The 21178-nt window shown below is 59.5% G+C and carries 22 protein-coding genes; 4 read left to right on the top strand and 18 right to left on the bottom strand.

The window, feature by feature from the left end:
• Positions 1-39: 39 nt before the first annotated feature.
• Complete coding sequence (locus tag VFG26_RS03580; RefSeq protein ID WP_325022310.1) at positions 40-876, bottom strand: FkbM family methyltransferase; 837 nt, start codon at positions 874-876, stop codon at positions 40-42.
• Positions 877-1198: 322 nt separating this feature from the next.
• Here VFG26_RS03580 and VFG26_RS03575 point away from each other — a divergent pair, with 322 nt between their 5' ends.
• Entirely contained in the window at positions 1199-1903 is a 705-nt protein-coding gene (locus VFG26_RS03575) for a tetratricopeptide repeat protein (RefSeq protein WP_325022308.1), read from the top strand.
• A gap of 199 nt (positions 1904-2102) precedes the next feature.
• Here VFG26_RS03575 and VFG26_RS03570 read toward each other — a convergent pair whose 3' ends face one another.
• Positions 2103-2339: a hypothetical protein gene (locus VFG26_RS03570; RefSeq protein WP_325022305.1), complete on the bottom strand. Its 237-nt coding sequence runs from the start codon at positions 2337-2339 to the stop codon at positions 2103-2105.
• Between the two features lie 172 nt (positions 2340-2511).
• Between VFG26_RS03570 and VFG26_RS03565 the strand changes: the two genes are divergently transcribed.
• Positions 2512-3099 carry a glutathione binding-like protein gene (locus VFG26_RS03565; RefSeq protein WP_325022303.1) on the top strand — a complete coding sequence of 196 codons (588 nt, stop codon included), beginning with the start codon at positions 2512-2514 and terminating at the stop codon, positions 3097-3099.
• Between the two features lie 19 nt (positions 3100-3118).
• On the opposite strand, the gene VFG26_RS03560 is transcribed toward VFG26_RS03565, so the two are convergent.
• The 8 genes from VFG26_RS03560 to urtA all read right to left on the bottom strand — a co-directional run bounded on the left by VFG26_RS03560 (position 3119) and on the right by urtA (position 10060).
• Positions 3119-3325, bottom strand: a complete 207-nt coding sequence (locus VFG26_RS03560) for a hypothetical protein (protein WP_325022301.1) — start codon at positions 3323-3325, stop codon at positions 3119-3121.
• 125 nt (positions 3326-3450) lie between these two features.
• Positions 3451-3786 carry a zinc ribbon domain-containing protein gene (locus VFG26_RS03555; protein WP_325022299.1) on the bottom strand — a complete coding sequence of 112 codons (336 nt, stop codon included), beginning with the start codon at positions 3784-3786 and terminating at the stop codon, positions 3451-3453.
• Between the two features lie 61 nt (positions 3787-3847).
• Positions 3848-5077, bottom strand: a complete 1230-nt coding sequence (gene fmdA, locus VFG26_RS03550; protein WP_325022297.1) for a formamidase — start codon at positions 5075-5077, stop codon at positions 3848-3850.
• A gap of 40 nt (positions 5078-5117) precedes the next feature.
• The gene (urtE, locus tag VFG26_RS03545; protein WP_325022294.1) at positions 5118-5807 is read right to left on the bottom strand and encodes an urea ABC transporter ATP-binding subunit UrtE; all 690 of its coding nucleotides are present in this window, start codon (positions 5805-5807) and stop codon (positions 5118-5120) included.
• Positions 5808-5819: 12 nt separating this feature from the next.
• Positions 5820-6602: an urea ABC transporter ATP-binding protein UrtD gene (urtD, locus tag VFG26_RS03540; RefSeq protein ID WP_325022292.1), complete on the bottom strand. Its 783-nt coding sequence runs from the start codon at positions 6600-6602 to the stop codon at positions 5820-5822.
• A 12-nt stretch (positions 6603-6614) separates the two neighbouring features.
• A complete protein-coding gene (urtC, locus tag VFG26_RS03535; protein ID WP_325022291.1) occupies positions 6615-7760 on the bottom strand; it encodes an urea ABC transporter permease subunit UrtC in 1146 nt (381 codons plus the stop codon).
• 15 nt (positions 7761-7775) lie between these two features.
• Positions 7776-8702, bottom strand: coding sequence for an urea ABC transporter permease subunit UrtB (gene urtB, locus VFG26_RS03530; protein ID WP_325022289.1), 927 nt, complete (start codon positions 8700-8702; stop codon positions 7776-7778).
• A 95-nt stretch (positions 8703-8797) separates the two neighbouring features.
• Positions 8798-10060, bottom strand: coding sequence for an urea ABC transporter substrate-binding protein (gene urtA, locus VFG26_RS03525; RefSeq protein ID WP_325022287.1), 1263 nt, complete (start codon positions 10058-10060; stop codon positions 8798-8800).
• A 291-nt stretch (positions 10061-10351) separates the two neighbouring features.
• Between urtA and VFG26_RS03520 the strand changes: the two genes are divergently transcribed.
• Both VFG26_RS03520 and VFG26_RS03515 read left to right on the top strand, forming a co-directional pair.
• Positions 10352-13735: an ATP-binding protein gene (locus VFG26_RS03520; RefSeq protein ID WP_325022285.1), complete on the top strand. Its 3384-nt coding sequence runs from the start codon at positions 10352-10354 to the stop codon at positions 13733-13735.
• Positions 13728-14645 carry a response regulator gene (locus VFG26_RS03515; protein WP_414653260.1) on the top strand — a complete coding sequence of 306 codons (918 nt, stop codon included), beginning with the start codon at positions 13728-13730 and terminating at the stop codon, positions 14643-14645. The genes VFG26_RS03520 and VFG26_RS03515 overlap by 8 nt, the downstream gene beginning before the upstream one ends.
• Before the next feature lie 14 nt (positions 14646-14659).
• Here VFG26_RS03515 and ureG read toward each other — a convergent pair whose 3' ends face one another.
• The 8 genes from ureG to urtD (VFG26_RS03475) all read right to left on the bottom strand — a co-directional run bounded on the left by ureG (position 14660) and on the right by urtD (VFG26_RS03475) (position 21171).
• On the bottom strand, positions 14660-15277 hold the full coding sequence (gene ureG, locus VFG26_RS03510) for an urease accessory protein UreG (protein WP_325022281.1): 618 nt from the start codon (positions 15275-15277) through the stop codon (positions 14660-14662).
• Complete coding sequence (locus VFG26_RS03505; RefSeq protein ID WP_325022279.1) at positions 15274-16110, bottom strand: urease accessory protein UreF; 837 nt, start codon at positions 16108-16110, stop codon at positions 15274-15276. Before VFG26_RS03505 ends, ureG begins: the two co-directional genes overlap by 4 nt.
• Complete coding sequence (ureE, locus tag VFG26_RS03500) at positions 16037-16522, bottom strand: urease accessory protein UreE (RefSeq protein ID WP_325022277.1); 486 nt, start codon at positions 16520-16522, stop codon at positions 16037-16039. Before ureE ends, VFG26_RS03505 begins: the two co-directional genes overlap by 74 nt.
• A gap of 10 nt (positions 16523-16532) precedes the next feature.
• Complete coding sequence (gene ureC, locus VFG26_RS03495) at positions 16533-18242, bottom strand: urease subunit alpha (RefSeq protein WP_325022275.1); 1710 nt, start codon at positions 18240-18242, stop codon at positions 16533-16535.
• Positions 18242-18868: an urease subunit gamma gene (locus VFG26_RS03490; RefSeq protein ID WP_325022272.1), complete on the bottom strand. Its 627-nt coding sequence runs from the start codon at positions 18866-18868 to the stop codon at positions 18242-18244. The genes ureC and VFG26_RS03490 overlap by 1 nt, the downstream gene beginning before the upstream one ends.
• A gap of 13 nt (positions 18869-18881) precedes the next feature.
• Complete coding sequence (locus VFG26_RS03485) at positions 18882-19625, bottom strand: urease accessory protein UreD (protein ID WP_325022270.1); 744 nt, start codon at positions 19623-19625, stop codon at positions 18882-18884.
• A gap of 70 nt (positions 19626-19695) precedes the next feature.
• Positions 19696-20391 (bottom strand): urea ABC transporter ATP-binding subunit UrtE, encoded by a 696-nt coding sequence (gene urtE / locus VFG26_RS03480; protein WP_325022269.1) that lies wholly within the window; start codon positions 20389-20391, stop codon positions 19696-19698.
• 12 nt (positions 20392-20403) lie between these two features.
• Positions 20404-21171, bottom strand: a complete 768-nt coding sequence (gene urtD / locus VFG26_RS03475; protein ID WP_325022268.1) for an urea ABC transporter ATP-binding protein UrtD — start codon at positions 21169-21171, stop codon at positions 20404-20406.
• Positions 21172-21178 lie beyond the last annotated feature (7 nt).

Below are 21178 nucleotides of genomic sequence, written 5' to 3'. Positions count from 1 at the left end.
CTCGCTCATTGCAATGATAACGACGGTCGGCAGCGGTCGTCACGCTGCCGCGGCACGCTCCGCATCGATCTCGATCGCCAGAACCTCGCGTATCGACCGCGCGTCATGGCCGGGTTTGAGATCCAAAACGATGTCGTCCACGCATCCGTGACGGACCATATTGTTCAGAACGAAAAGGCGAGCATCGGCCGCCGATAACCGCCCCGCGTCATCGATCTCAAATACATCGAACAAATTCCAGATCGTCTCGGCAAAGCACAGCGGGCTCCGCCTCGCCGCGAACGCGATCGCAACGGAATTGAACTCCATGAAAATGAGCGGCCGGTCCCTCACAAGCGTCTCGGCCGCTCCGGCGATGACATGGGCCTCATAGCCGCCGACGTTCAATTTCATAAAGTCTACCGGTGAGGCAAGCGCTGCACCCCAGCTATCGATCGTCTCCATGGCAACGCTCGCAACCTCATCATCCGGCGGCCGGCGATCGCGTTCTCTCACAATGGCCGAATTCACGCTGATAAACGGCTGGGTGACGTGCGTCGCAGAACAAACGGCACCCACCGCGCGCTCCACCACCGTCGCGTTTTCCAAAGCGTTCGATGTCAGGTTCCGGCGCAGGTAGACCGCGTTCCTGGGCGAAGGCTCGAACGCGTAAACGTGACCCTTGGGGCAAGCGAGCGCCAATGCTGCCGTCGTGAGGCCGATGCTCGCCCCGATATCCAAAATTGTGCTGGCGGGATGCAGATAGCGCTCTGCAAATCGCAACAAGTGCCGTTCACCGGGACCCTGCGCGAACTGAGAAAGATGCTGGAAGTAGAAGTCCCCTTCATCGCCCTCGAAATGCAACATCCTTCCGGCGATGGCGATGCACTGCTTCATTTGGAAAACTCACAGTGAAATATAAAGCAAAATGCTCGCGCGGGCAAACATGCCTCCTATTGTGCGCCTCATAGGAAGCCATTGCATTAATGCCGAACCACAAACCCGAGGCACTTGCGCTCGGCGCGCAGTAATGACCCGCAAGTACATTTCACCAAGAGAACGATATGATCAGCAAAGACTGGGGAGATCTTCCGCTTCGATATTGCCTCAATAAATCGATGCGTTATTATTGTGATTCAGTACGCGTGATTTCGTTCTCCGATATTCCTTTTATTTGAAAAACAGATTTTTCCATGCCTTTTAAATTCGGGAAAACGACATGCGTTATATTGCAACGCTCATCCTGCTTTTTATAGCTTCAAATTCGGCCTTGGCAGATGCAGCTCGAGACTGCGAGGCGGGCGCAACGCCGGACGCGCATATTACGGGCTGTTCCATCCTGATCGACTCAGCGCCGAACAACCCACGAAACCTCGCCATCTATTATGGGAATAGGGCGCTCGCCTATTTCGCCAAGAATGATTTCACCCGCGCAATATCCGATTTTACCAGCGCAACCAAGATCGTTTCAGACCCATACTATTATGTCGGCCGCGGTCTCGTGTATGCCGCGGTAGGCGATTGCGACAGCGCAATAGCCGACTACAACGAGGCTATCCGGATAGAACCTTATTATCCAAAAGTCTTCAACAACCGCGCCAATTGCTTCCGCAAGAAAGGTGACCTCAACGCCGCCATATCCGACTACGGTCGCGAAATGAAAATCAGTCCCAACGAACCGGTGGTGTATTTCAACCGTGGCGTCGTCCTGAAAATGCAGGGCAGGTACGCCGACGCCATCGACGACTTCAGCAAAGCCGTGGACCTCAATCCGAGATACGCAATGGCGTACTTCGTTCGAGCCGACACCTACGTCGATGAAGGAAACCTCGCCGCAGCTGACCGCGATTTCAAAACCGCTGCGATGTTGGATCCAAGCCTGGATCGAAGAAGCACACAGCTGGAAGTCCCGCCGATCAATTGATGAGTGGCGAACTCCACCCGCATTGAAGTCCGCCTGAAACGCAGCGCTCAGATCCACACTGCAATTTTTACCGTTATGCGGATGTCGTCCGTCAAATTCGGGGAATGAAGGTTGCAGAACGGGAGACGCCACATCGGCTCCAAAGTCAGCGGCCTCAAATCAGCGAGGCCGCCTTATTACGACAGCAGGCGTGGCTAAGTTAAATGCCACATCCGCGGCGGCAACCACCTCCGCAGCTTCCCACCCAGCCAAACACCTGACTGCCGAAGGCCTTTGTCTTGTAGATGGCTGCCTTCGTGGCGCCGACCGCGCCATTGAACACGCCGACAGCTTGTGCCTTGGCCTGGCGCAAGCAGAGGCAGCTCGCCTCTGATGCAGCAGGCGCAGCGATCGTCGAAACAGCAACGATGATTGCAAACATGAGATGCTTTGACATGCAAAAAACTCCTTGGTTATGCGCAATAAAGCGAGACTAAGCCGCACTTTGAAAACGACGAGTGCTGTCTCTGTTCGTGGTTAGTCGCCGCTTAAGCCTGCTGGCACCCATTAAACGTCTTGAAACTTCACATCAGGCGATGCGTTGAGGATCAAAACGCGGAGTAACCGTCATGATCCTTTATTACTCACCTGGAGCCTGCAGCCTTGCCGATCACATCGCTTTGGAAGAATCCGGCATGAAGTTCACACTGGCGAAGGTGGACCTCAAAACACATAAGCTGGAAGACGGCCGGTCATTCTACGACATCAATCCCAAGGGTTATGTTCCGGCGATTCAATTCGATGACGGACAAATCCTCACGGAAAACATAGCCATCCTCTCTTTCATTGCTGACAATTACCCGGCTCTCATGGCTCCGGGCCAGAATGGCCGCTACAGGCAGCTGGAGAAGCTCTCCTTTATCTCGGGCGAAATTCACAAGGCGTTCGCGCCCCTGTTCAAGCCGGGATCGACGGAATCGGAGAAGGCAGCCGCGGCCGACAAAATCCGCAAAAGGCTGAGCGAGATCGCCGCGCAAGTGAAGGGCCCATATCTCTTCGGCGAGCACGCCACGGTGGCCGACTTCTATCTGTTCGTAACGCTGCTATGGGCGGTGAAAAACGGCATCGATCTGCCGCAGCCGTTGAAAACGCTTTCCGAGCATGTCCGCGCACGCCCGACGGTCGATGTCGCATTGAAGCAGGAGGGCCTGGCCTAAGCGCCGCGAGCGTCTCTGGCTATTTCTTCACCTGGCGTAGCGACATGCGAATGCAATTCTCGAGCGGTCCGACGACGATCTCGATATCAAGCCGCGATATTCCCTCGCGCGCGGCGTCCTCCAGGCACTTATCAGTCAGGACGGGAATGTCCTCGGGGCTGGCGACGCGGCCCACGGCATGCCACCGCAGCCAATTCGTCAGAAAATTAGTGACCCCCAACGACATCGCCGTCTTGTCCTGCCTCGCACCGAGGCCGTGGCCACGTTGACATGCGTCTTGCACCGGCGTCCCCGAGTCTCCGAGTCCCAACGCGATGCCCTTCCATGAAATCGATCAGTGTCTTGGGATGATCAGTGGCTGATCATCCAAGGCCTGGCTGCCGGAAAACTTTTGAGCGCAGGGGCTTCTTGACCGGCCGCCTTGGCTGGTTTCGATTTTGATCCCGAGCAGCAGCCGCAGCCCGGTGCATGGCTCTTGGATTGCTTTGGCTCGTGCGACGAACGCTCGTTCGTCTCGGCAGCGATGCGGCGTCCGCGATCCATTCCCGCAATCGCTGGCATCGAGAGAATGGCGCGCGGCGCATCCGCTCCGCAGCTTTCACATTCGTGAGGCAGCTCATACTCCGCCATGGGCCGAAGCGCAGCGAAGGGACCGCAGTTCGGACAATCGTAATCGTAGATGGGCATTCGGCGCTCCTCGAGAAATTCGGCTGGCCGTCTCCGGCCAGCCAAGCATTCGTGAGAAAGATTAGAGATCCGGCGCAATCGGCATCTGCACCGAGCCGTCGATGAACTTCGTCGGGCCGGCCGCAGTCGGATTGATATCGAAGTCAAAGATCTTCGTCGGCAACCACAGCGTGGCGCAGGCATTCGGAATATCGACGACGCCCGAGATGTGTCCCTGTACCGGAGCCGTGCCGAGGATCGAGTAAGCCTGGGCGCCGGAGTAGCCGAACTTCTTCAGATACTCGATCGCGTTGAGGCACGCCTGACGATAGGCAACGTGCACGTCGAGATAATGCTGCTGGCCCTGCTCGTCGACGGAGATGCCTTCGAAGATCAGGTAGTCGTCATACTTCGGCGTGATCACCGACGGCTTGAAGATCGGGTTCTTGATCCCGTACTTGCTCATGCCGTCCTTGATGACTTCGACTTTGAGATGCAGCCAGCCGGCCATCTCGATCGCGCCGCAGAACGTGATCTCGCCGTCGCCCTGGCTGAAGTGAAGGTCGCCCATCGAGAGACCGCCACCCGGCACGTAGACGGGGAAGTAGATCTTCGATCCGCGTGAGAGATCCTTGATATCGCAGTTGCCGCCGTGTTCGCGCGGCGGAACGGTGCGAACGGCCTCCGCCGCAGCTTTCGCCTTCGCATCACCCTTGAGACGGCCCATGTGCGCGGTCGGAGCGAAGGGAACCGTGCCGACCGGCGGCACGCGATCCTTGTTCGCCTCGACGAACGGAATTTCGCGGTCATTCCAGGTCTTCAAGAGCTTGGGATCGGGCAAGCAGCCGATGAGGCCCGGATGGATGAGACCGGGGAAGCGCACGCCCGGAATATGGCGTGACTTCGTGAACATGCCCTCGAAGTCCCAGATCGACTTCTGCGCCGAAGGGAAGTGCTCGGTCAGAAAACCGCCGCCGTTGTTCTTTGAGAAGAAGCCGTTGAAGCCCCACTGGCTGTCGGGCTTCGCGCCGATATCGAGCAAGTCGACGACAAGCAGGTCGCCTGGCTCCGCGCCTTCGACACCGACGGGACCGGAGAGAAAGTGGACGATCGACAGGTCGATGTCGCGAACATCGGATGCATCATCGTTGTTTTTGATGAAGCCGCCGGTCCAATCGTACGTTTCGATGATGAAGTCATCGCCCGGCTTCACCCAGGCTACGATCGGAATATCCGGATGCCAGCGATTGTGCACCATGTCGTTGTCGTACGCAGATTGCGTCAGATCAACTTTTATGAGCGTTTCAGCCATTCCATCTCCCCTTTGGTTTTATCGACAAAGATTCTAACAATCAGACGGAAAGGTACTTCGCGACCTTGGCTTCATCGACGGAAGCCCGCGGTTCGTCGTGCACGATCTGTCCGTTCTCGACGACGAGCACGCGGTCGGCGACATCGAGCGCGAAGCTCAGTACCTGTTCCGAGACGACGATCGAAAGCCCCTTCTCATCGCGGATCTTCTTCAGCGTACGCCCCATTTCTTTAATGATCGATGGCTGGATGCCTTCGGTGGGCTCATCGAGCAGCAGCACTTTCGGCTTCGATGCGAGCGCCCGGGCAATGGCCAACTGCTGCTGCTGGCCACCCGAGAGGTTGCCCGCGCGGCGGCCTTTCATTTCAAGCAGTACCGGAAAGAGCTCGTAGATATCGGCCGGAACCTGGCTCCCCCCCGTGACGGTGAGACCCGTTTCGATGTTCTCCTTCACCGTCATGGTCGAGAAGACCATACGGCCCTGGGGCACATAGGCGACGCCGTCGGCAACGCGCTCATAGCTTTTCAGGTTGGTGATATCGATATCGCCGACCTTCACCGAGCCGCTTTTCGTCGGCACGATGCCCATCAGAGACTTCATCAGCGTGGTCTTGCCCATGCCGTTGCGTCCCATGATGGCGACGATTTCGTTCGGCTTCACGTCGAAGCTGAGACCATGAAGGACCTCGCTCTGACCGTAGGCGACATGCAAGTTCGATACGTTCAGCATAGACGCCTTCTCCTAGTGTCCGAGATAGACTTCCACGACCTTGGGGTCGTTTTTGACGTAGTCCATCGAGCCTTCCGACAGCACCTTGCCCTGATGGAGCACCGTGACACGGTGAGCGATGTCCTCGACAAACTTCATGTCGTGCTCAATCACGATGATCGAGCGGTTGGCGATGATCTTGTTGAGCAGTTCAGCGGTCTTGATCCGCTCCGAGACGCTCATTCCGGCGACCGGCTCGTCGAGCATCAGAAGGTCGGGATCCTGGATCAGCAGCATGCCGATCTCGAGCCACTGCTTCTGGCCGTGGCTGAGAAACTCGGCCCGCTCGTGCAGACGGTCCTGCAGGAAGATCATCTCGGCGACTTCGTGAACGCGGTCGCGTACCGTCGCATCGCGCTTGAACGCAAGCGCGCCGAACACGGAGCGGCCTTTGGGGTAAGAGATCTCCAAGTTCTCGAAGACGGTCAGGTCGTCGTAGATCGAGGGCGTTTGAAATTTCCGGCCGATGCCGGCCTGCACGATCTTCGACTCGCTCATCTTGGTCAGTTCCTGATTGCGGAACTTGATTGAGCCTGACGTCGCCTTGGTCTTCCCGCAGATGAGATCGAGAACCGTCGTCTTGCCAGCGCCATTCGGCCCGACGATGACGCGGATTTCGCGCTCGTCCACGTAGAATGACAGGTCGTTGACCGCCTTGAACCCGTCGAAGGAGACAGTGAGCCCCTCGACCGAGAGGAGGAAGTCGGGAGCCATCTGGTCGGTGATGACGCCGTCTTTGACTGCAGCAGCATTCATGTGGTTCTCTCCTTACTCGGCAGGGGTGCTCTGCGGGATGCTGCCGCCGGAAAGGATGCCGGATGGCTTCGCCTTCTTCGTCTTCATGAGCTTCTTCAGGTAAGGCTCGACATAGTCACCGTAGATGCCGGCCAGACCATTCGGAAAGGCCATCACGACGGCGATGAAGAGGCCGCCGAGGCCGAGGAGCCACAGCTCCGGAAAGCTTTCTGAAAAGGCCGTCTTCGCCCAGTTGACGAGAAGCGAGCCATAAACCGCGCCGAGGATCGACAAGCGTCCGCCGACAGCTGTGTAGATGACCATCTCGATGGACGGGACGATGCCGACGAAGCTCGGCGACATGAAGCCGACCTGCAGCGTGAACAGCGCGCCACCGATGCCTGAGAAGGCAGCCGCGAGGCAGAACACGAAGATCTTGAAGCTCGCCACGTTGTAGCCCGAGAAGCGGACACGATCTTCCTTGTCGCGCATGGCGACGAGGATTCGGCCGAGCTTCGAGTGCTTCACGAAATAGGCAATAAGGATGCAGGCGATGAGGCAGCCGCAGCAGACGAAGTAGAGAATGAACTTCGCATGGTCCGTGCGGATATCCCAGCCGAGCAACGTGCGCAGATCGGTGATGCCATTGATGCCGCCGGTGTAACCTTGCTGACCGATAATCAGGATTGTCAGAATGGCGGCGATCGCCTGGGTGATGATGGCGAAATAGGTGCCGCCGACGCGGCGCGTGAACATCGCAAATCCCAGGATGAAGGCCAGCGCGACCGGCACCAGAACGACCAGGACGAGCGCCAGCGGCAGCGACTTGAATGGCTCCCAGAACCACGGCAGCGAGGTGATCTGGTTCCAGTCCATGAAGTCGGGAATGCCCGGCGTGGACTGGATCTTCGTGTTCTCGACGCTTGAGGCTTCAAGCTTCAGGAACATCGCCATGCAGTAGCCGCCAAGGCCGAAGAAGATGCCTTGGCCGAGGCTGAGAATGCCGCCATAGCCCCAGCACATCACGAGGCCCAGCGCGACAAATGCGTAGGTCAGATATTTGCCGACCATGTTTAAGCGGAAGCCGTCCAGCACCAGCGGAAAGACCACCAGCATCAGAGTCGCGATGATCGCGACTCCGATCAGTTCTGAACGGGAAAGGAAAGTGGTGCTTTTCATGTCAGCCTCCTGCGCTCAGCGACGGACTTTGAGGGTGAACAGGCCCTGAGGACGCAGCATCAGGATGCCCACCACGCCAAGCAGCGTGAGAACCTTGGCCATCGAACCAGAGAGGAAGAACTCCAAGGTCGACTGAGCCTGTGAGATGGTGAAGGCGGAGGCGATCGTACCGAGCAGGCTCGCTGCGCCACCGAACACGACGACAAGGAACGTATCGACGATGTAGAGCTGCCCCGATGTCGGACCGGTCGAACCGATCATCGTGAAGGCCGATCCAGCGACACCGGCGATGCCGCAGCCGAGAGCGAACGTATAGCGATCGACTTTCTCGGTATTGATGCCGACGGCGCCCGCCATGACGCGATTCTGCACGACGGCGCGCACCTGCTTGCCCCAGCGGGACTTGTACATAAGAAAGGCGACGATGACGGTGATGACGGTCGTCAGACCCATCACGAACAGGCCATTGATCTGAACTTCGATCGTGTCCGTCACCGGAATGGATCCCATCATCCATTGCGGAAGCTCAACGCCCACTTCGCGCGGGCCGAATACCGAGCGGTAGATCTGCTGAAGGATGAGGCTGAGGCCCCATGTCGCGAGCAGCGTGTCGAGTGGCCTTTTGTACAGATGCCGGATCATCGCCCATTCGACAAACATGCCGAGGGCCCCGGCTGCCAAGAAGGCGAGCGCCATCGCGATGAAGAAGTAGATGCCGAAGAGGGCCGGCACATAGTGCATGAAGAGCTGAGACGTGAAGTAGGTGACGTACGCACCCAAAATCATGAACTCGCCGTGCGCCATGTTGATCACGCCCATCTGGCCAAAAATGATGGCCAGGCCGAGCGCCATGAGTACGAACACGGAAAACAGGATGAGGCCTGCAAAGCCTTGCATCACAAAGATGGAGCCCAGCTCCGAAAGAGAATATTCAGAAAACATCGAAGACCTCCCGGCGCCGCACGCGCCCCCCAGCCAGAACGAATCCGGAAATCGGCCGGAGAGGGATTTCCCCTCTCCGGCCTAAGGTCATGACCTTATTGATAGCCCTTCGGGAACGGGTTCGGCTCAATGAGATCGGCGGTCTCATAGACCACCTTGAACTGACCGTCCGTCTGCGCCTGGCCGACACGCGTCTTCGACCAGAGGTGATGGTTGGCGTGGACCTTGACGTAGCCTTCCGGTGCCTTGGTGAACTCGATATCGGGCGACGCCGCAGCGATCTTGTCGATATCGAAGCTGCCGGCCTTCTCGACGGCGAACTTCCAGAGCCAAGGACCAAGATAGGCGGCCTGCGTCACGTCGCCGATGACTGTCTTGTCGCCCCACATCTTCTTGAACTCGGCCACGAACTCCTTGTTGTTCGCGTTGTCGAGCGACTGGAAGTACTTCATGCAGGAATAGGCGCCCGCAATGTTCTCGCCGCCGATGCCGTCGATCTCGTCCTCGGTGACCGAGATGGTCAGGAGCGTCTGCTTCGAAAGGTCGACGCCGGCAGCTTTGAGCTGCTTGTAGAATGCAACATTCGAGCCGCCGACGACCGCGGCGTAGATCACGTCGGGCTTGCGCAGCTTGATCTTGTTGATGACCGAGTTGAACTGCGTGTGACCGAGCGGCAGGAATTCCTCGCCGACGACCGACGAATCCTTCAGGTGGCCTTCGATGTGCTTACGCGCGATCTTCATCGACGTACGCGGCCAGATGTAGTCGGAACCGATGAGGTAGAAGGTCTTGGCGCCCTTCTCTTTCTGCACCCAGTCGAGACCAGCGAGAATCTGCTGCGTGGCTTCCTGACCCGTGTAGATGACGTTCTTCGACTGCTCGAGGCCTTCGTAGAAGGTCGGATAGTAGAGCATGCCGTTGTACTGCTCGATGACCGGCAGCACCGCCTTGCGCGAGGCCGAAGTCCAGCAGCCCATGATGGCCGCCACCTTGTCCTGCACCAGCAGCTTCTTTGCCTTCTCGGCGAACGTCGGCCAGTCGGATGCACCATCTTCCTGGATGAACTTGATCTTGCGGCCGAGTACACCGCCTGAGGCGTTGATCTGCTCGATTGCGAGCTTCTCGGCCTGCACCGAACCGGTCTCGGAAATCGCCATTGTGCCGGTGACCGAATGCAGAATGCCGACCGTCACTTCGCTGTCTGTCACCGCAAGATTGGTTGTATTGACAGCCGACGTTGGCGGCGGCGCGTCCGCGAAGACGCTGCGGGGCACGAGCCCTGCAAACGGCAAAGCCGCCATGCCTAGAAGAAGGTTACGCCGTAGCCGCGATTGGATTTCGTCGTCGTTCGCCGCCATCAAATTCCTCCCGTTCAAACTGCCCATCCCCGGACACTGTCTGAACATTGGAGCCGTCTTTCGCGGCGCAGCATATACGTCAGTTAACGTATATGCTGCATTGCGAGCCCCCGCATAACGTGCGCGCGTACATACGCGCGCGGGAGGGGAGCCGAGAGTTGCGCATGCCTGAAAAATCTAGGTCGAAAAAGGGTTTGTCTCTCGCCGGCGCGACGCTAGTCTGTGCGGTAACAATCATATCGCACTGCGGCAATTTGCACCCCAGGCTGAAGGAGGTAAGCAGTCCTTTGAATGACTGACCGGCTCCGGATCGTCCCTGTTCGCCGTAGCTATAACCAGTGGGTGGCCAACGAAACGCTGGAGGATTATGCGCTCCGCTTCACCGCGAAGCGGGCCCGGCGGTGGACAGCTGCACGCGTTGCAAATACCGCCTTTGGAGCCGTTTCCTTCCTCGCCCTAGAAGCAATCGGCGGCGCCATAACGATCAGCTACGGCTTTGCCAACGCCGCGGTTGCCGTGCTGGTGGTCTCTGTACTGATTTTCCTCACGGCTCTTCCGATCGCCTATCACGCCGCCCGCGACGGCCTCGACATTGATCTGCTCACGAGAGGTGCGGGCTTCGGCTACATCGGCTCAACGATAACGTCGCTGATCTACGCTTCGTTCACGTTCATTTTCTTCGCAATCGAAGCCGTGATCATGGCGCTGGCCCTGAAGGTCTGCTTCGGCCTTCCGCTTTGGGCTGGATATATTGTCAGCGCTATCGTCGTGATCCCGATTGTCACCCACGGCATCACCTGGATCAGCAGGTTTCACCTTTGGACCCAGCCGCTCTGGATTCTGCTTCAGCTGACCCCGCTGATTATAATCGCCCTCCAAAGCCGCGAGGATTTTGACGCCTGGATCGCATTCGACGGCAACTTCGTCCCAGGCGCCAGCTTGAACCTCCTCGGCATTGGCGCCGCCGGATCGGTCGTCTTCGCGCTCGTTGCTCAAATCGGTGAGCAGGTCGATATCTTGCGCTTCATGCCTCCGCGCGAGAAAGTCGGCCGCTTACGCTGGTGGACCGCCGTCCTCGTTTCCGGGCCAGGCTGGATTGTGCCGGGCGCCATCAAGATATTGATCGGGTCCTTCCTTGCAGTGCTCTGTCTGAGCCATGGCATCCCGGCCTCGCAAGCTGGCGAACCGATGCAGATGTACTTGGTGGCCTTCGGCTATGTAACGGAATCGCCGCAAGTGGCGCTCGTACTTGCCGGCACGTTCGTCGTGCTGTGTCAGGTGAAGATCAACGTCATCAACGCTTATGCCGGCTCCATCGCTTGGTCGAACTTCTTTTCCCGGCTGACACACGCCCACCCCGGCCGCATCGTCTGGGTGTTCTTCAACGTTGCCATCTCCCTCCTGCTCATGCAGGCCGGAATCTACAAAACCCTTGAACACACGCTGGGGCTTTATTCCGTTGTCGCCGTGGCCTGGCTGGGCGCCATCGTCGCTGATCTTTGCATCAACAAGCCGCTGGGCCTCAGCCCCAAACGGATCGAGTTCAAACGCGCGCATCTCTATGACGTCAATCCCGTCGGCGTCGGCGCGATGCTGGTCGCAACCATCGCCGCGATCCTTTCCTACACAGGAACCTTCGGCGTTTATGCCCAGTCGCTCGCGCCGCTCGTTGCATTGCTCGTCGCGCTCATAACGGCCCCTGCAATCGCCTACGCGACCAACGGTAAATACTATCTCGCGCGCAAACCCAGAGCCGAATGGGGTCATAAATCTTCCATTCGCTGCACCGTTTGCGAAAACGAGTTCGAGCCCGAGGACATGGCGCACTGCCCCGTATACTCGGGCCCCATCTGCTCACTGTGCTGCTCGATTGATGCCCGCTGCCGCGACGGCTGCAAGCCGCACGCTCGCTATCAGGTCCAGCTCGTCATGCTGCTCCGTGCCATCCTCCCCGAACGCTTGGTCGCGGAACTCAACACGCGCACCGGCCACTTCTTCGGCGTCTTCACGCTCTTCTGCGGGATTCTCGGGGTCGTCCTGCTGCTCGTCCACTATCTCGCGACGACCGCCGTGCCCCACGACGCGGGCGCCATCGCCGGAACCTTGTGGGCGACGTTCCTCATCCTCGCGATCATCGCCGGCGTTGCGAGCTGGCTGTTCGTCCTGGCTCAGGAAAGCCGCAAGATCGCGCAAGACGAATCCGCACGCCAGACCACCCTGCTCACGCGTGAAATCGAAGCGCATAAGCGCACCGACATCGCGCTCCACAAGGCCAAGGAAGTCGCGGAAGCCGCCAATCTCGCCAAGAGCCGGTACGTGGTCGCTATCAACCATGAGCTGCGCACACCGCTCAACGCCGTGCTCGGCTATGCCCAGCTTCTCGATGTTGACGACCTTCTCGCTCCCAAGGCCCGCAAGGGCATTCGAGTCATCCGCCGCAGCGCCGAACATTTGTCGGGTCTCATCGATGGCTTGCTCGATATCTCCAAGGTCGAAGCCGGACGACTGGAACTGGCCTCCAACGAAGTGCGGATCCGCGAATTCCTCGAGCAGCTCTCGGATATGTTCCGCCTGCAGTCCCACTCCAAAGGCATAGAATTCGTCTTCGAAGGCGCATCTTCCCTCCCGCCGATGGTGAGAACAGACGAGAAGCGCCTTCGCCAGGTGCTGATCAACATTCTGTCCAACGCTGTGAAGTTCACGGACAAAGGCCGGGTGACACTGCGCGTGTCCTATCGCAGCCAAGTCGCCGAATTCGAAATCGAAGACACCGGCATCGGCATCGATCCCGGCGACCTGCAGCGTGTTTTCGAGCCCTTCGAACGTGGCAATATCGCGAGCGCAGTGCTTCGGCCCGGCATGGGCCTCGGCCTCACCATCACGAAGTTGCTGGTCGAAATCATGGGCGGCGAGATCTCGGTCAAAAGCACACCGGGCCGCGGCAGCTCTTTTCGGATAAAGTTGATGCTGGCGCGTGTTACCGACGTGAAGCCAGCCGCCCCGCCTCAAGAGCGCATCGTCGGCTATGTGGGCGACCGCAAGCTCATCCTCGTCGTCGACGACGATGGAGACCATAGGGAACTCATGCGTGAAGCGCTGGAGCCCGTGGGCTTCTCCGTCATCACTGCGCCGGATGGCGCCTCTGCTCTCGCTATCGCCGACGAATGCACGCCAGATCTATTCATCCTCGACATATCGATGGCCGGGATGTCCGGCTGGGAAGTCGCCAGACGACTGCGAGAGATGGGTCACACAGCGCCGGTCTTGATGATGTCGGCCAACCTCGGCGAGAAACCGGAAAAAACCGACCGCGCACCCGATCACGATGGCGCGCTGTCCAAACCAGTCGATATGCAAACGCTGCTCACGCAGATCCGCTCGATGTTGCGGATCGAGGTTATCACATCAAGCGATGCGCCGGATCGAACAACAAAACAACTCCAGCCCATTCACCCAGGGAAGCCGCCGAGCGCGCGGCACATCGAAGAACTCACGCGTCTCGGCGAGATCGGCTTTATCGCCGCCATCGAGGCAAAACTCGACGAGTTGGAGGCCGCCGGGCTGGGTTCCGATCCATTCGTAATAGCTGCGCGTGAGCGCATCAGAGCCTTTGACCTGCGGGGGTATATGGCGCTCCTCGAAAGAATAACTGAGCGCGAGCATGTCGATGACTGAGGCCGATCCAAAAACCGTCGTGCTCGTCGTCGACGACAGCCCAGAAACGCTCGCAATGCTAAACGCCGCGCTCGAACAAATCGGCGCGATGGTGTTGGTCGCGACCGATGGCGCGGGCGCTTTCAAGTCCGTCGCGAGCATCGTTCCAGACATCATCCTGCTCGATGCGGTAATGCCGAATATGGACGGGTTCGAGACGTGCCGGCGCTTGAAGCGCCTGCCGGAACTCGCCGATGTGCCGATCATTTTCATGACCGGATTGCGCGAGACCGACCGCATTGTCGAAGGCTTGGAAGCCGGAGGCGTCGACTATGTGACGAAGCCGATCGTGATTGAAGAACTTCTTGCGCGCATTCGCGTTCACACTGCAAACGCACGATTATCGCGGAGCGCCCGGGCGGCACTCGACACGACAGGCAGGTTCCTTTTCGCAACCGATCCCGCCGGCCGCCTCCGCTGGTCCACGCCGCAAGCGAGCCGGCTCCTTGCCGCCGCGTTCGAGGACTTCGACGATCGCAGCTTCACGCTGCCCCCAGACATCGCAAAATGGCTCGCTGCACGCAGCGAAGGCCAGCTTGAACAATATCCAGTCGCACTACCGATCGGTCCTGAGCAGAGATCGCTCAACATATCGTTCGTCGGCCGCATGGGCGCTGACGAGTTGCTCTTGCGCGTTGCGGAGGAAAGCGCCTCCGGAGAAGCAAGCTTATTGAAAGCGAAGCTCGGGTTGACGACTCGCGAAGCCGAGGTTCTGCTTTGGATCGCGCGCGCCAAGTCCAACCGCGACATCGCGCAGATCTTGGGCATGAGCCCGCGTACCGTGAACAAGCATCTTGAGCAGATCTACGTGAAGCTTGGCGTTGAAAACCGGGCCGCAGCAGCCACCATCGCCGTCCGGCATTTGCACTGACCGGACCGGCGTGATCAGCTGAGCCCGCCCGCCGCCTGAATGAACTGCGCCACTTCCGGCACGCCTTTGCCTTCCATAATATTGGTGAAGACGAAGGGCCGCGCACCGCGCATGCGTTTCGTGTCTTGCTCCATGACGTCGAGGTTCGCGCCGACGTAAGGCGCAAGATCAATCTTGTTGATCACAAGGAGATCCGAGCGCGTGATGCCCGGACCGCCTTTGCGCGGTATTTTCTCACCCTGCGCGACATCGATGACGTAGATCGTGATGTCTGCAAGCTCCGGCGAGAACGTCGCCGCGAGATTATCTCCGCCGGACTCAATGAGCACGAGATCGGCTTGCGGAAACCTCGCCCGCATTTCGGCGATCGCTGAGAGGTTGAGCGAACAGTCCTCGCGAATAGCCGTGTGCGGACACCCGCCCGTCTCGACCCCCATGATGCGCTCCGGCGGCAACGCTCCGGCGCGCGTCAGAATCAACGCATCTTCCTTGGTGTAGATGTCGTTGGTGATGGCGATGATATCCAAGCTGTCGCGAAAACGCTTGCACAGCGCCTCCATCAGAGCCGTCTTGCCGGCGCCGACCGGGCCTCCGATGCCGACGCGAAGCGGGCCGTTGAGAGAACGTGTCATGAGCGAAATAGCCTCGTGTATTGCGTCTCGTGTTTCAGGGCGGATATGTCCGATTGAAAAGCCGCGCCGCCAACATCGTCAAGCGATGCATGTTCAGTCTCGCGCCCAAGCGCGATTGCGTTCGGCAACAGCGCCGCGATGATGCGCTGTCCATCGGTATGGCCAATGACGCTCAGCCGAATGGCTGCGGAAACGAGGTTCTGAATCGACGCAATGGCGTAGGCGCGAAGCGTGACGTCCAGCGGAATGTTATGGGCCGCCGCCGCAGCGCCGACCGCGACGGAATACGCGACATCTCCGGAAAGCTGCGCGCCCAACCAAGCGAACTTTGAGCACGCCCAAGCTTCGCGGATCATTGTCGCGAAGGCGTTGCCCTGAGCTGTCGTCTCCAGATAGCGCTCGCGCGATCCCGCCATGGCAAGCGCCAGTTCCGCGACCTGCTTCACGGCATCGCTATTCTCATGTGCTGCCGCGCGCCAGGCGCACGCGGCGAAGATCGCATCGTTGCGCAGCGCGCCATGATCGAGAAGACCGCCGATCCAGTCTATCGCCGAGTTCGCATCCTTGATGCTGCCCGCCTCAACGGCCCATTCAAGACCATGGCTGAACGCGAAGCTGCCGACCGGAAATGACGGCGAGAGCCAAACAAGGAGCTTCGGTCCTGCATCCTCAGACAACAGTAGGTCGTCGTCGTGAGGTACCGCGCATGAAAGATCAACGCGCAACCGATCGACGCGCTCAGCCCGTAAGTCCGGCTCGTCATCCATGATCGTGATCGCCGTCATCGTGATGATGGTGGTGATGATGTCCACCGGAACCCGCGTACGCGCCATCTTCCGGATCGAAGGGCGCCTCGATGGTCTCGACCGATGCACCGAGCAAACGCACCATGTCCTCAATCACATGATCGCGCCGGATCAGAATGCGGTCGGGGAAAAGCATGACCGGCAAATGCCGGTTTCCCAAGTGCCACGCGATGCGAATGAGATCCGCCGGAGATGGCGCGTTGATTTGAGCAAGCGACTCCTTGGCCGCAACGATGCGAATGCGGCGGCCGTCCTCCAAAAGCAGCGTATCCCCGTGGCGAAGCCTCAGGGCGCGCGGCAGATCGAGCAGGAACTGAAGTCCATTCTTACCGGTCATCGCCAGACGCCGCCTGTGCCGGTTATCGAAATCGAGCGTCACCTCGTCATCAATAAGTCCATGACGTGCGCCCTGCGGCTGACATTCAACTGCGCGAAGCATCTCTAGGCCTTCAGAATAGGAAATAGCGCTGCGCCATCGGCAGCTCTTTCGCCGGCTCGCAAACGAGCAATTCGCCGTCGGCCGTCACACGGTACGTCTCGGCATCGATCTCGATATGGGGCGTCGCGCCGTTATGTATCATGCTCTTCTTCGAAATCCCACCGCGAACGTTCTCAACCGCCACCAGCTGCTTCTCGACCTTGAGCCGGTCAGCCAAGCCCTTGGCCAGCGACGTCTTGGATACGAAAGTCAACGCGCTCCGCGTCAGCGATTTTCCGAAAGATCCGAACATCGGGCGATAATGCACTGGTTGCGGCGTCGGGATTGAGGCGTTGGGATCACCCATCGCAGCTAAAGCAATTGTGCCCGATTTCAGCACGAGATCTGGCTTCACACCGAAGAATGCCGGCGACCACAGCACGAGATCGGCGAGCTTCCCGGCCTCGACCGAACCGATGTACCGGGATACGCCGTGCGCAATCGCCGGATTGATCGTGTACTTCGCGATGTAGCGCTTCGCGCGCATATTGTCGTTGGCACCGTCGCTGGGCAACGAGCCGCGCTGCTGCTTCATCTTATCGGCCGTCTGCCACGTCCGCAGGATGACCTCGCCGATGCGCCCCATTGCTTGGCTATCCGATGACATCATCGCAAGCGCGCCGATATCGTGCAGGATATCTTCCGCAGCGATGGTTTCTTTGCGGATGCGGCTCTCAGCGAAAGCAAGATCTTCCGGGATCGATGAATCGAGGTGATGGCAAACCATCAACATGTCGAGATGCTCATCGAGCGTGTTGATCGTGAACGGCCGCGTCGGATTCGTCGACGATGGCAGAACGTTCGAAAGCCCTGCGACCTTCATGATGTCCGGCGCATGCCCGCCACCCGCACCTTCGGTATGGAAGGCGTGGATCGTCCGGCCTTTGAATGCCGCGATCGTATCTTCGACGAATCCGCTTTCATTCAAGGTATCGGAGTGGATCATCACCTGCACGTCGTGATCGTCGGCAACCGAAAGGCAGCAGTCGATCGCGGCAGGTGTCGTGCCCCAGTCCTCATGAAGCTTCATCGCGCAGGCGCCAGCTTCGACCTGCTCGACAAGCGCCGCAGGCAGCGAGGCATTGCCCTTGCCCGCAAAGCCGAGGTTCATCGGAAAGGCGTCCGCCGCCTCGATCATGCGCGCGATGTGCCAGGGTCCCGGCGTGCACGTTGTGGCGTTGGTGCCGGTCGCCGGACCCGTTCCGCCGCCGAGCATCGAGGTGATACCGGCAGCGAGCGCCTCATCGATCTGCTGCGGGCAGATGAAATGGATATGCGTGTCGAAGGCGCCTGCGGTGACGATCTTGCCCTCGCCCGCGATGACTTCCGTTCCCGGCCCGACGATGATCGTCACGCCGGGCTGCACGTCAGGATTTCCGGCTTTGCCGATCGCGGCGATCAGCCCGTCCTTGATCCCAATGTCGGCTTTGACGATGCCCCAATGATCGATGATGAGCGCGTTGGTGATGACGGTATCGACCGCACCGTCCCGTCGCGTAATCTGCGATTGCCCCATCCCATCACGGATGACTTTGCCACCACCGAATTTCACCTCTTCGCCGTAGATGGTGAAGTCCTTCTCCACCTCAACGAGGAGCGACGTATCGGCCAGTCGGACTTTGTCGCCGGTCGTTGGACCGAACATATCGGCATAAGCGGCGCGAGAAATTTTTGCGGGCATCAGAGTTTTCCCATCACAGCTTGCCGGAACCCGTAAACTTCGCGCTTGCCTGAGAACGGCACCAATCGCACCTCGCGCGTTTGCCCCGGCTCGAACCGCACTGCCGTTCCGGCTGCAATATCGAGACGCATCCCGCGCGCCTTTTCGCGATCGAACTCCAGCGCCGGATTGGTCTCGAAGAAATGATAGTGGCTGCCGACCTGGATCGGCCGGTCGCCCGTGTTGGCGACCTTGATTTCAATCGGCGTTTGCCCGGCGTTGAGTTCGATCTCGCCCTCTGGCGTGACGATTTCGCCAGCGACGACGGCCGGCGTGCGCTTCACGCCGCGGATCGGCTCGTGAACGGTGACCAGCTTCGTGCCATCCGGAAACGTCGCCTCGACCTGCACGTCATGGATCATCTCGGCGATGCCATCCATCACCTGATCGGGCGTTAGCACTTGCGCACCAAGTTGCATCAACTCAGCGACGGACCTTCCATCGCGCGCGCCTTCGACAACCGCATCGGTGATGAGCGCGACGGCTTCGGGATAATTGAGCTTGACGCCACGTTCCAGGCGCCGCCGAGCGACGTTGGCGGCCATGGCGATGAGAAGTTTGTCTTTCTCGCGCGGCGTAAGATTCATGTCATCCCTCAGTCTAGATCGACCAGATCTTTGGCATCTCGGTTTGAGACAACCTTTGCAATGCGGCTACCACGGCGCGGCGCACATCCAGCGGATCGCGCGCAGCGAACCGCGCGACGAGCAACCCATTCCACGCACTCGCGCCGCAATCGGCTTTTGCTTCTGACAGTGCCGCGCGAAGGGATTCGAGTCGGCCCTCCGCCTCGGGCGACACATAAAGAAGTGTCGCGATCGCGCGGGCACCCGCGCCGGTCACCGGCTTCGTCATAACTGACGAGATATCGCCCGCGAGCCGCACGTCATCGGCGAAAACCAGCCGGCCATCTCGCCGGATGCGCCGGCGGTCGCGAAAGGCACCGGACGTTAAGCGCTCGCCGCGCGCCACGCGGCCGAGCACCGTCATCTCTAGAATGAGCAAAGATGCACTGGCCGGCATCTCGGCGTTGAGCGTGCGCGACAGGCCGCTGCCGTCGAACAGAATCGTTTCTTGCGGCATCCACGTCAGAGACGCGCCATCTTCGAGCGTCAAGTCGGTGGCGACTACGGCCGGTGCATGATCCGCCTTGTAAATCTTCTCCGCAGATTGCGTGGTAATGCGAATACGGGCCTCGGCGCCAACCGAAAAAGCAAAACGATTCTCATCGCCGCCTGTCATCCCGCCTGCCGTATTGAGCAGAACGGCGTCGCACTCGCCCCCCGCATTCGGAATGCGCAGGCGCAGTCCGCCAGTTTCAAAACGATCGACGAGACGAGTCACGTTCCCAGCACGCTCGAAGCGGCCGTGAACGACGCCTTTGGCCCGCACATATGAGGGGATGAGCCGCCTGTCAGACGGAGACGCGCTGTCGAACATCTGGCGATTGCAACTCTGTTTGGCCACCAGACATCACGATAGCGCCTCGCTCCATGACTGCAAAGCGATCTGCAAGCTCCCGCGCGAAATCGAAGTATTGCTCGACGAGCACGATCGCCATCTCGCCCTTGCCACGCAGATAGGAAATCGCCCGGCCGATGTCCTTGATCACCGATGGCTGGATGCCTTCCGTCGGCTCGTCGAGCACAAGAAGCCGCGGCTTCGTCACGAGTGCGCGCCCGATTGCGAGTTGCTGCTGCTGTCCACCCGAAAGGTCGCCGCCGCGGCGATGGAGCATGGTCTTCAAGATAGGAAAGAGCGTGAAGATCTCCTCCGAAATCTTCCGGTCCGCGCCTTTGAGTGGAGCAAAGCCCGTCTCGAGGTTCTCGCGCACGGTCAACAGCGGAAAAATCTCGCGGCCTTGCGGAACGAACGCGATGCCCCGGCGGCAGCGCTCGTAAGGGGCGAGCTTGGCGATATCCTCGCCCTCCCACACGATGCGGCCCGATTGGATTGGATGCCGCCCGACGATCGCCCGCATGAGCGACGTCTTGCCGACGCCGTTGCGGCCGAGCACGCACGTGATCTCTCCCGTATTCGCTGTCAGGCTCACGCCACGCAGCGCCCGCGCGGCGCCGTAAGCGAGATCGATATCTTCAACGCTCAGCATCGAGTGTCTCCGTCAGCGGCCGAGATAGACTTCGATGACACGCTCGTTCGCCGTTACTTGGTCGAGCGGGCCCTCCGCCAAAACCGAGCCTTCGTGCAGCACGGTCACGCGCACGCCAAGAGCGCGAACGAAATCCATGTCGTGCTCGACCACGACGACCGAATGATCCTTCGAGATATCCCGCAGAAGGTCAGCTGTCTGCGCCGTCTCGGCGTCAGTCATTCCTGCGACCGGTTCGTCAACGAGCAGCAGTTTGGGATCCTGGCCAAGCAGCATGCCGATTTCGAGCCATTGCTTCTGACCGTGCGAAAGCGCGCCGGCCTGCCGTCTCCGGTGCGGTCCGAGCTTCGTCACTTCCAAGATCTCGTCGATGCGCGCCATGTTGGCCGCGCTTGTGTGCCAGAATAGCGTAGGCACCACGCCACGGTCCGTCTTCAGCGAGAGCAGCAGGTTGTCCTCGACCGTGTGCTGCTCGAAGACGGTGGGCTTCTGGAATTTGCGTCCTATGCCAAGGTTGGCGATCGCAGCTTCGTCCATTTTTGTGAGATCGACGGTGCCTCCATCGAACAAGACGTCGCCCGTATCGGGCCGCGTCTTGCCCGTGATGATGTCCATCATCGTTGTCTTGCCCGCGCCATTGGGTCCGATGATTGCGCGCATTTCTCCCGGCGCGATCTCGAGTGACAGATTATTGATCGCGCGAAACCCATCGAAGCTGACACTGACGCCATCGAGGTAAAGCAGCGACTGGTTCACTCTATGGTCGGAGGCGAAGCGCATGTCTGAC

This window comes from Hyphomicrobium sp., assembly GCF_035687085.1.
Taxonomy (GTDB): Bacteria; Pseudomonadota; Alphaproteobacteria; order Rhizobiales; family Hyphomicrobiaceae; genus Hyphomicrobium_B.
Note: the sequence above shows the minus strand (reverse complement) of the source record. Positions and strands in the feature narration are given on the sequence as shown.

Excerpts from the sequence above, each read along its gene's own strand:
- VFG26_RS03580 (WP_325022310.1), bottom strand. The coding sequence starts at position 876 with ATGAAGCAGTGCATCGCCATCGCCGGAAGGATGTTGCATTTCGAGGGC.
- VFG26_RS03575 (WP_325022308.1), top strand. The coding sequence starts at position 1,199 with ATGCGTTATATTGCAACGCTCATCCTGCTTTTTATAGCTTCAAATTCG.
- VFG26_RS03570 (WP_325022305.1), bottom strand. The coding sequence starts at position 2,339 with ATGTCAAAGCATCTCATGTTTGCAATCATCGTTGCTGTTTCGACGATC.
- VFG26_RS03565 (WP_325022303.1), top strand. The coding sequence starts at position 2,512 with ATGATCCTTTATTACTCACCTGGAGCCTGCAGCCTTGCCGATCACATC.
- VFG26_RS03560 (WP_325022301.1), bottom strand. The coding sequence starts at position 3,325 with ATGTCGTTGGGGGTCACTAATTTTCTGACGAATTGGCTGCGGTGGCAT.
- VFG26_RS03555 (WP_325022299.1), bottom strand. The coding sequence starts at position 3,786 with ATGCCCATCTACGATTACGATTGTCCGAACTGCGGTCCCTTCGCTGCG.
- fmdA (WP_325022297.1), bottom strand. The coding sequence starts at position 5,077 with ATGGCTGAAACGCTCATAAAAGTTGATCTGACGCAATCTGCGTACGAC.
- urtE (WP_325022294.1), bottom strand. The coding sequence starts at position 5,807 with ATGCTGAACGTATCGAACTTGCATGTCGCCTACGGTCAGAGCGAGGTC.
- urtD (WP_325022292.1), bottom strand. The coding sequence starts at position 6,602 with ATGAATGCTGCTGCAGTCAAAGACGGCGTCATCACCGACCAGATGGCT.
- urtC (WP_325022291.1), bottom strand. The coding sequence starts at position 7,760 with ATGAAAAGCACCACTTTCCTTTCCCGTTCAGAACTGATCGGAGTCGCG.
- urtB (WP_325022289.1), bottom strand. The coding sequence starts at position 8,702 with ATGTTTTCTGAATATTCTCTTTCGGAGCTGGGCTCCATCTTTGTGATG.
- urtA (WP_325022287.1), bottom strand. The coding sequence starts at position 10,060 with ATGGCGGCGAACGACGACGAAATCCAATCGCGGCTACGGCGTAACCTT.
- VFG26_RS03520 (WP_325022285.1), top strand. The coding sequence starts at position 10,352 with ATGACTGACCGGCTCCGGATCGTCCCTGTTCGCCGTAGCTATAACCAG.
- VFG26_RS03515 (WP_414653260.1), top strand. The coding sequence starts at position 13,728 with ATGACTGAGGCCGATCCAAAAACCGTCGTGCTCGTCGTCGACGACAGC.
- ureG (WP_325022281.1), bottom strand. The coding sequence starts at position 15,277 with ATGACACGTTCTCTCAACGGCCCGCTTCGCGTCGGCATCGGAGGCCCG.
- VFG26_RS03505 (WP_325022279.1), bottom strand. The coding sequence starts at position 16,110 with ATGGCGCGTACGCGGGTTCCGGTGGACATCATCACCACCATCATCACG.
- ureE (WP_325022277.1), bottom strand. The coding sequence starts at position 16,522 with ATGCTTCGCGCAGTTGAATGTCAGCCGCAGGGCGCACGTCATGGACTT.
- ureC (WP_325022275.1), bottom strand. The coding sequence starts at position 18,242 with ATGCCCGCAAAAATTTCTCGCGCCGCTTATGCCGATATGTTCGGTCCA.
- VFG26_RS03490 (WP_325022272.1), bottom strand. The coding sequence starts at position 18,868 with ATGAATCTTACGCCGCGCGAGAAAGACAAACTTCTCATCGCCATGGCC.
- urtE (WP_325022269.1), bottom strand. The coding sequence starts at position 20,391 with ATGCTGAGCGTTGAAGATATCGATCTCGCTTACGGCGCCGCGCGGGCG.
- urtD (WP_325022268.1), bottom strand. The coding sequence starts at position 21,171 with ATGCGCTTCGCCTCCGACCATAGAGTGAACCAGTCGCTGCTTTACCTC.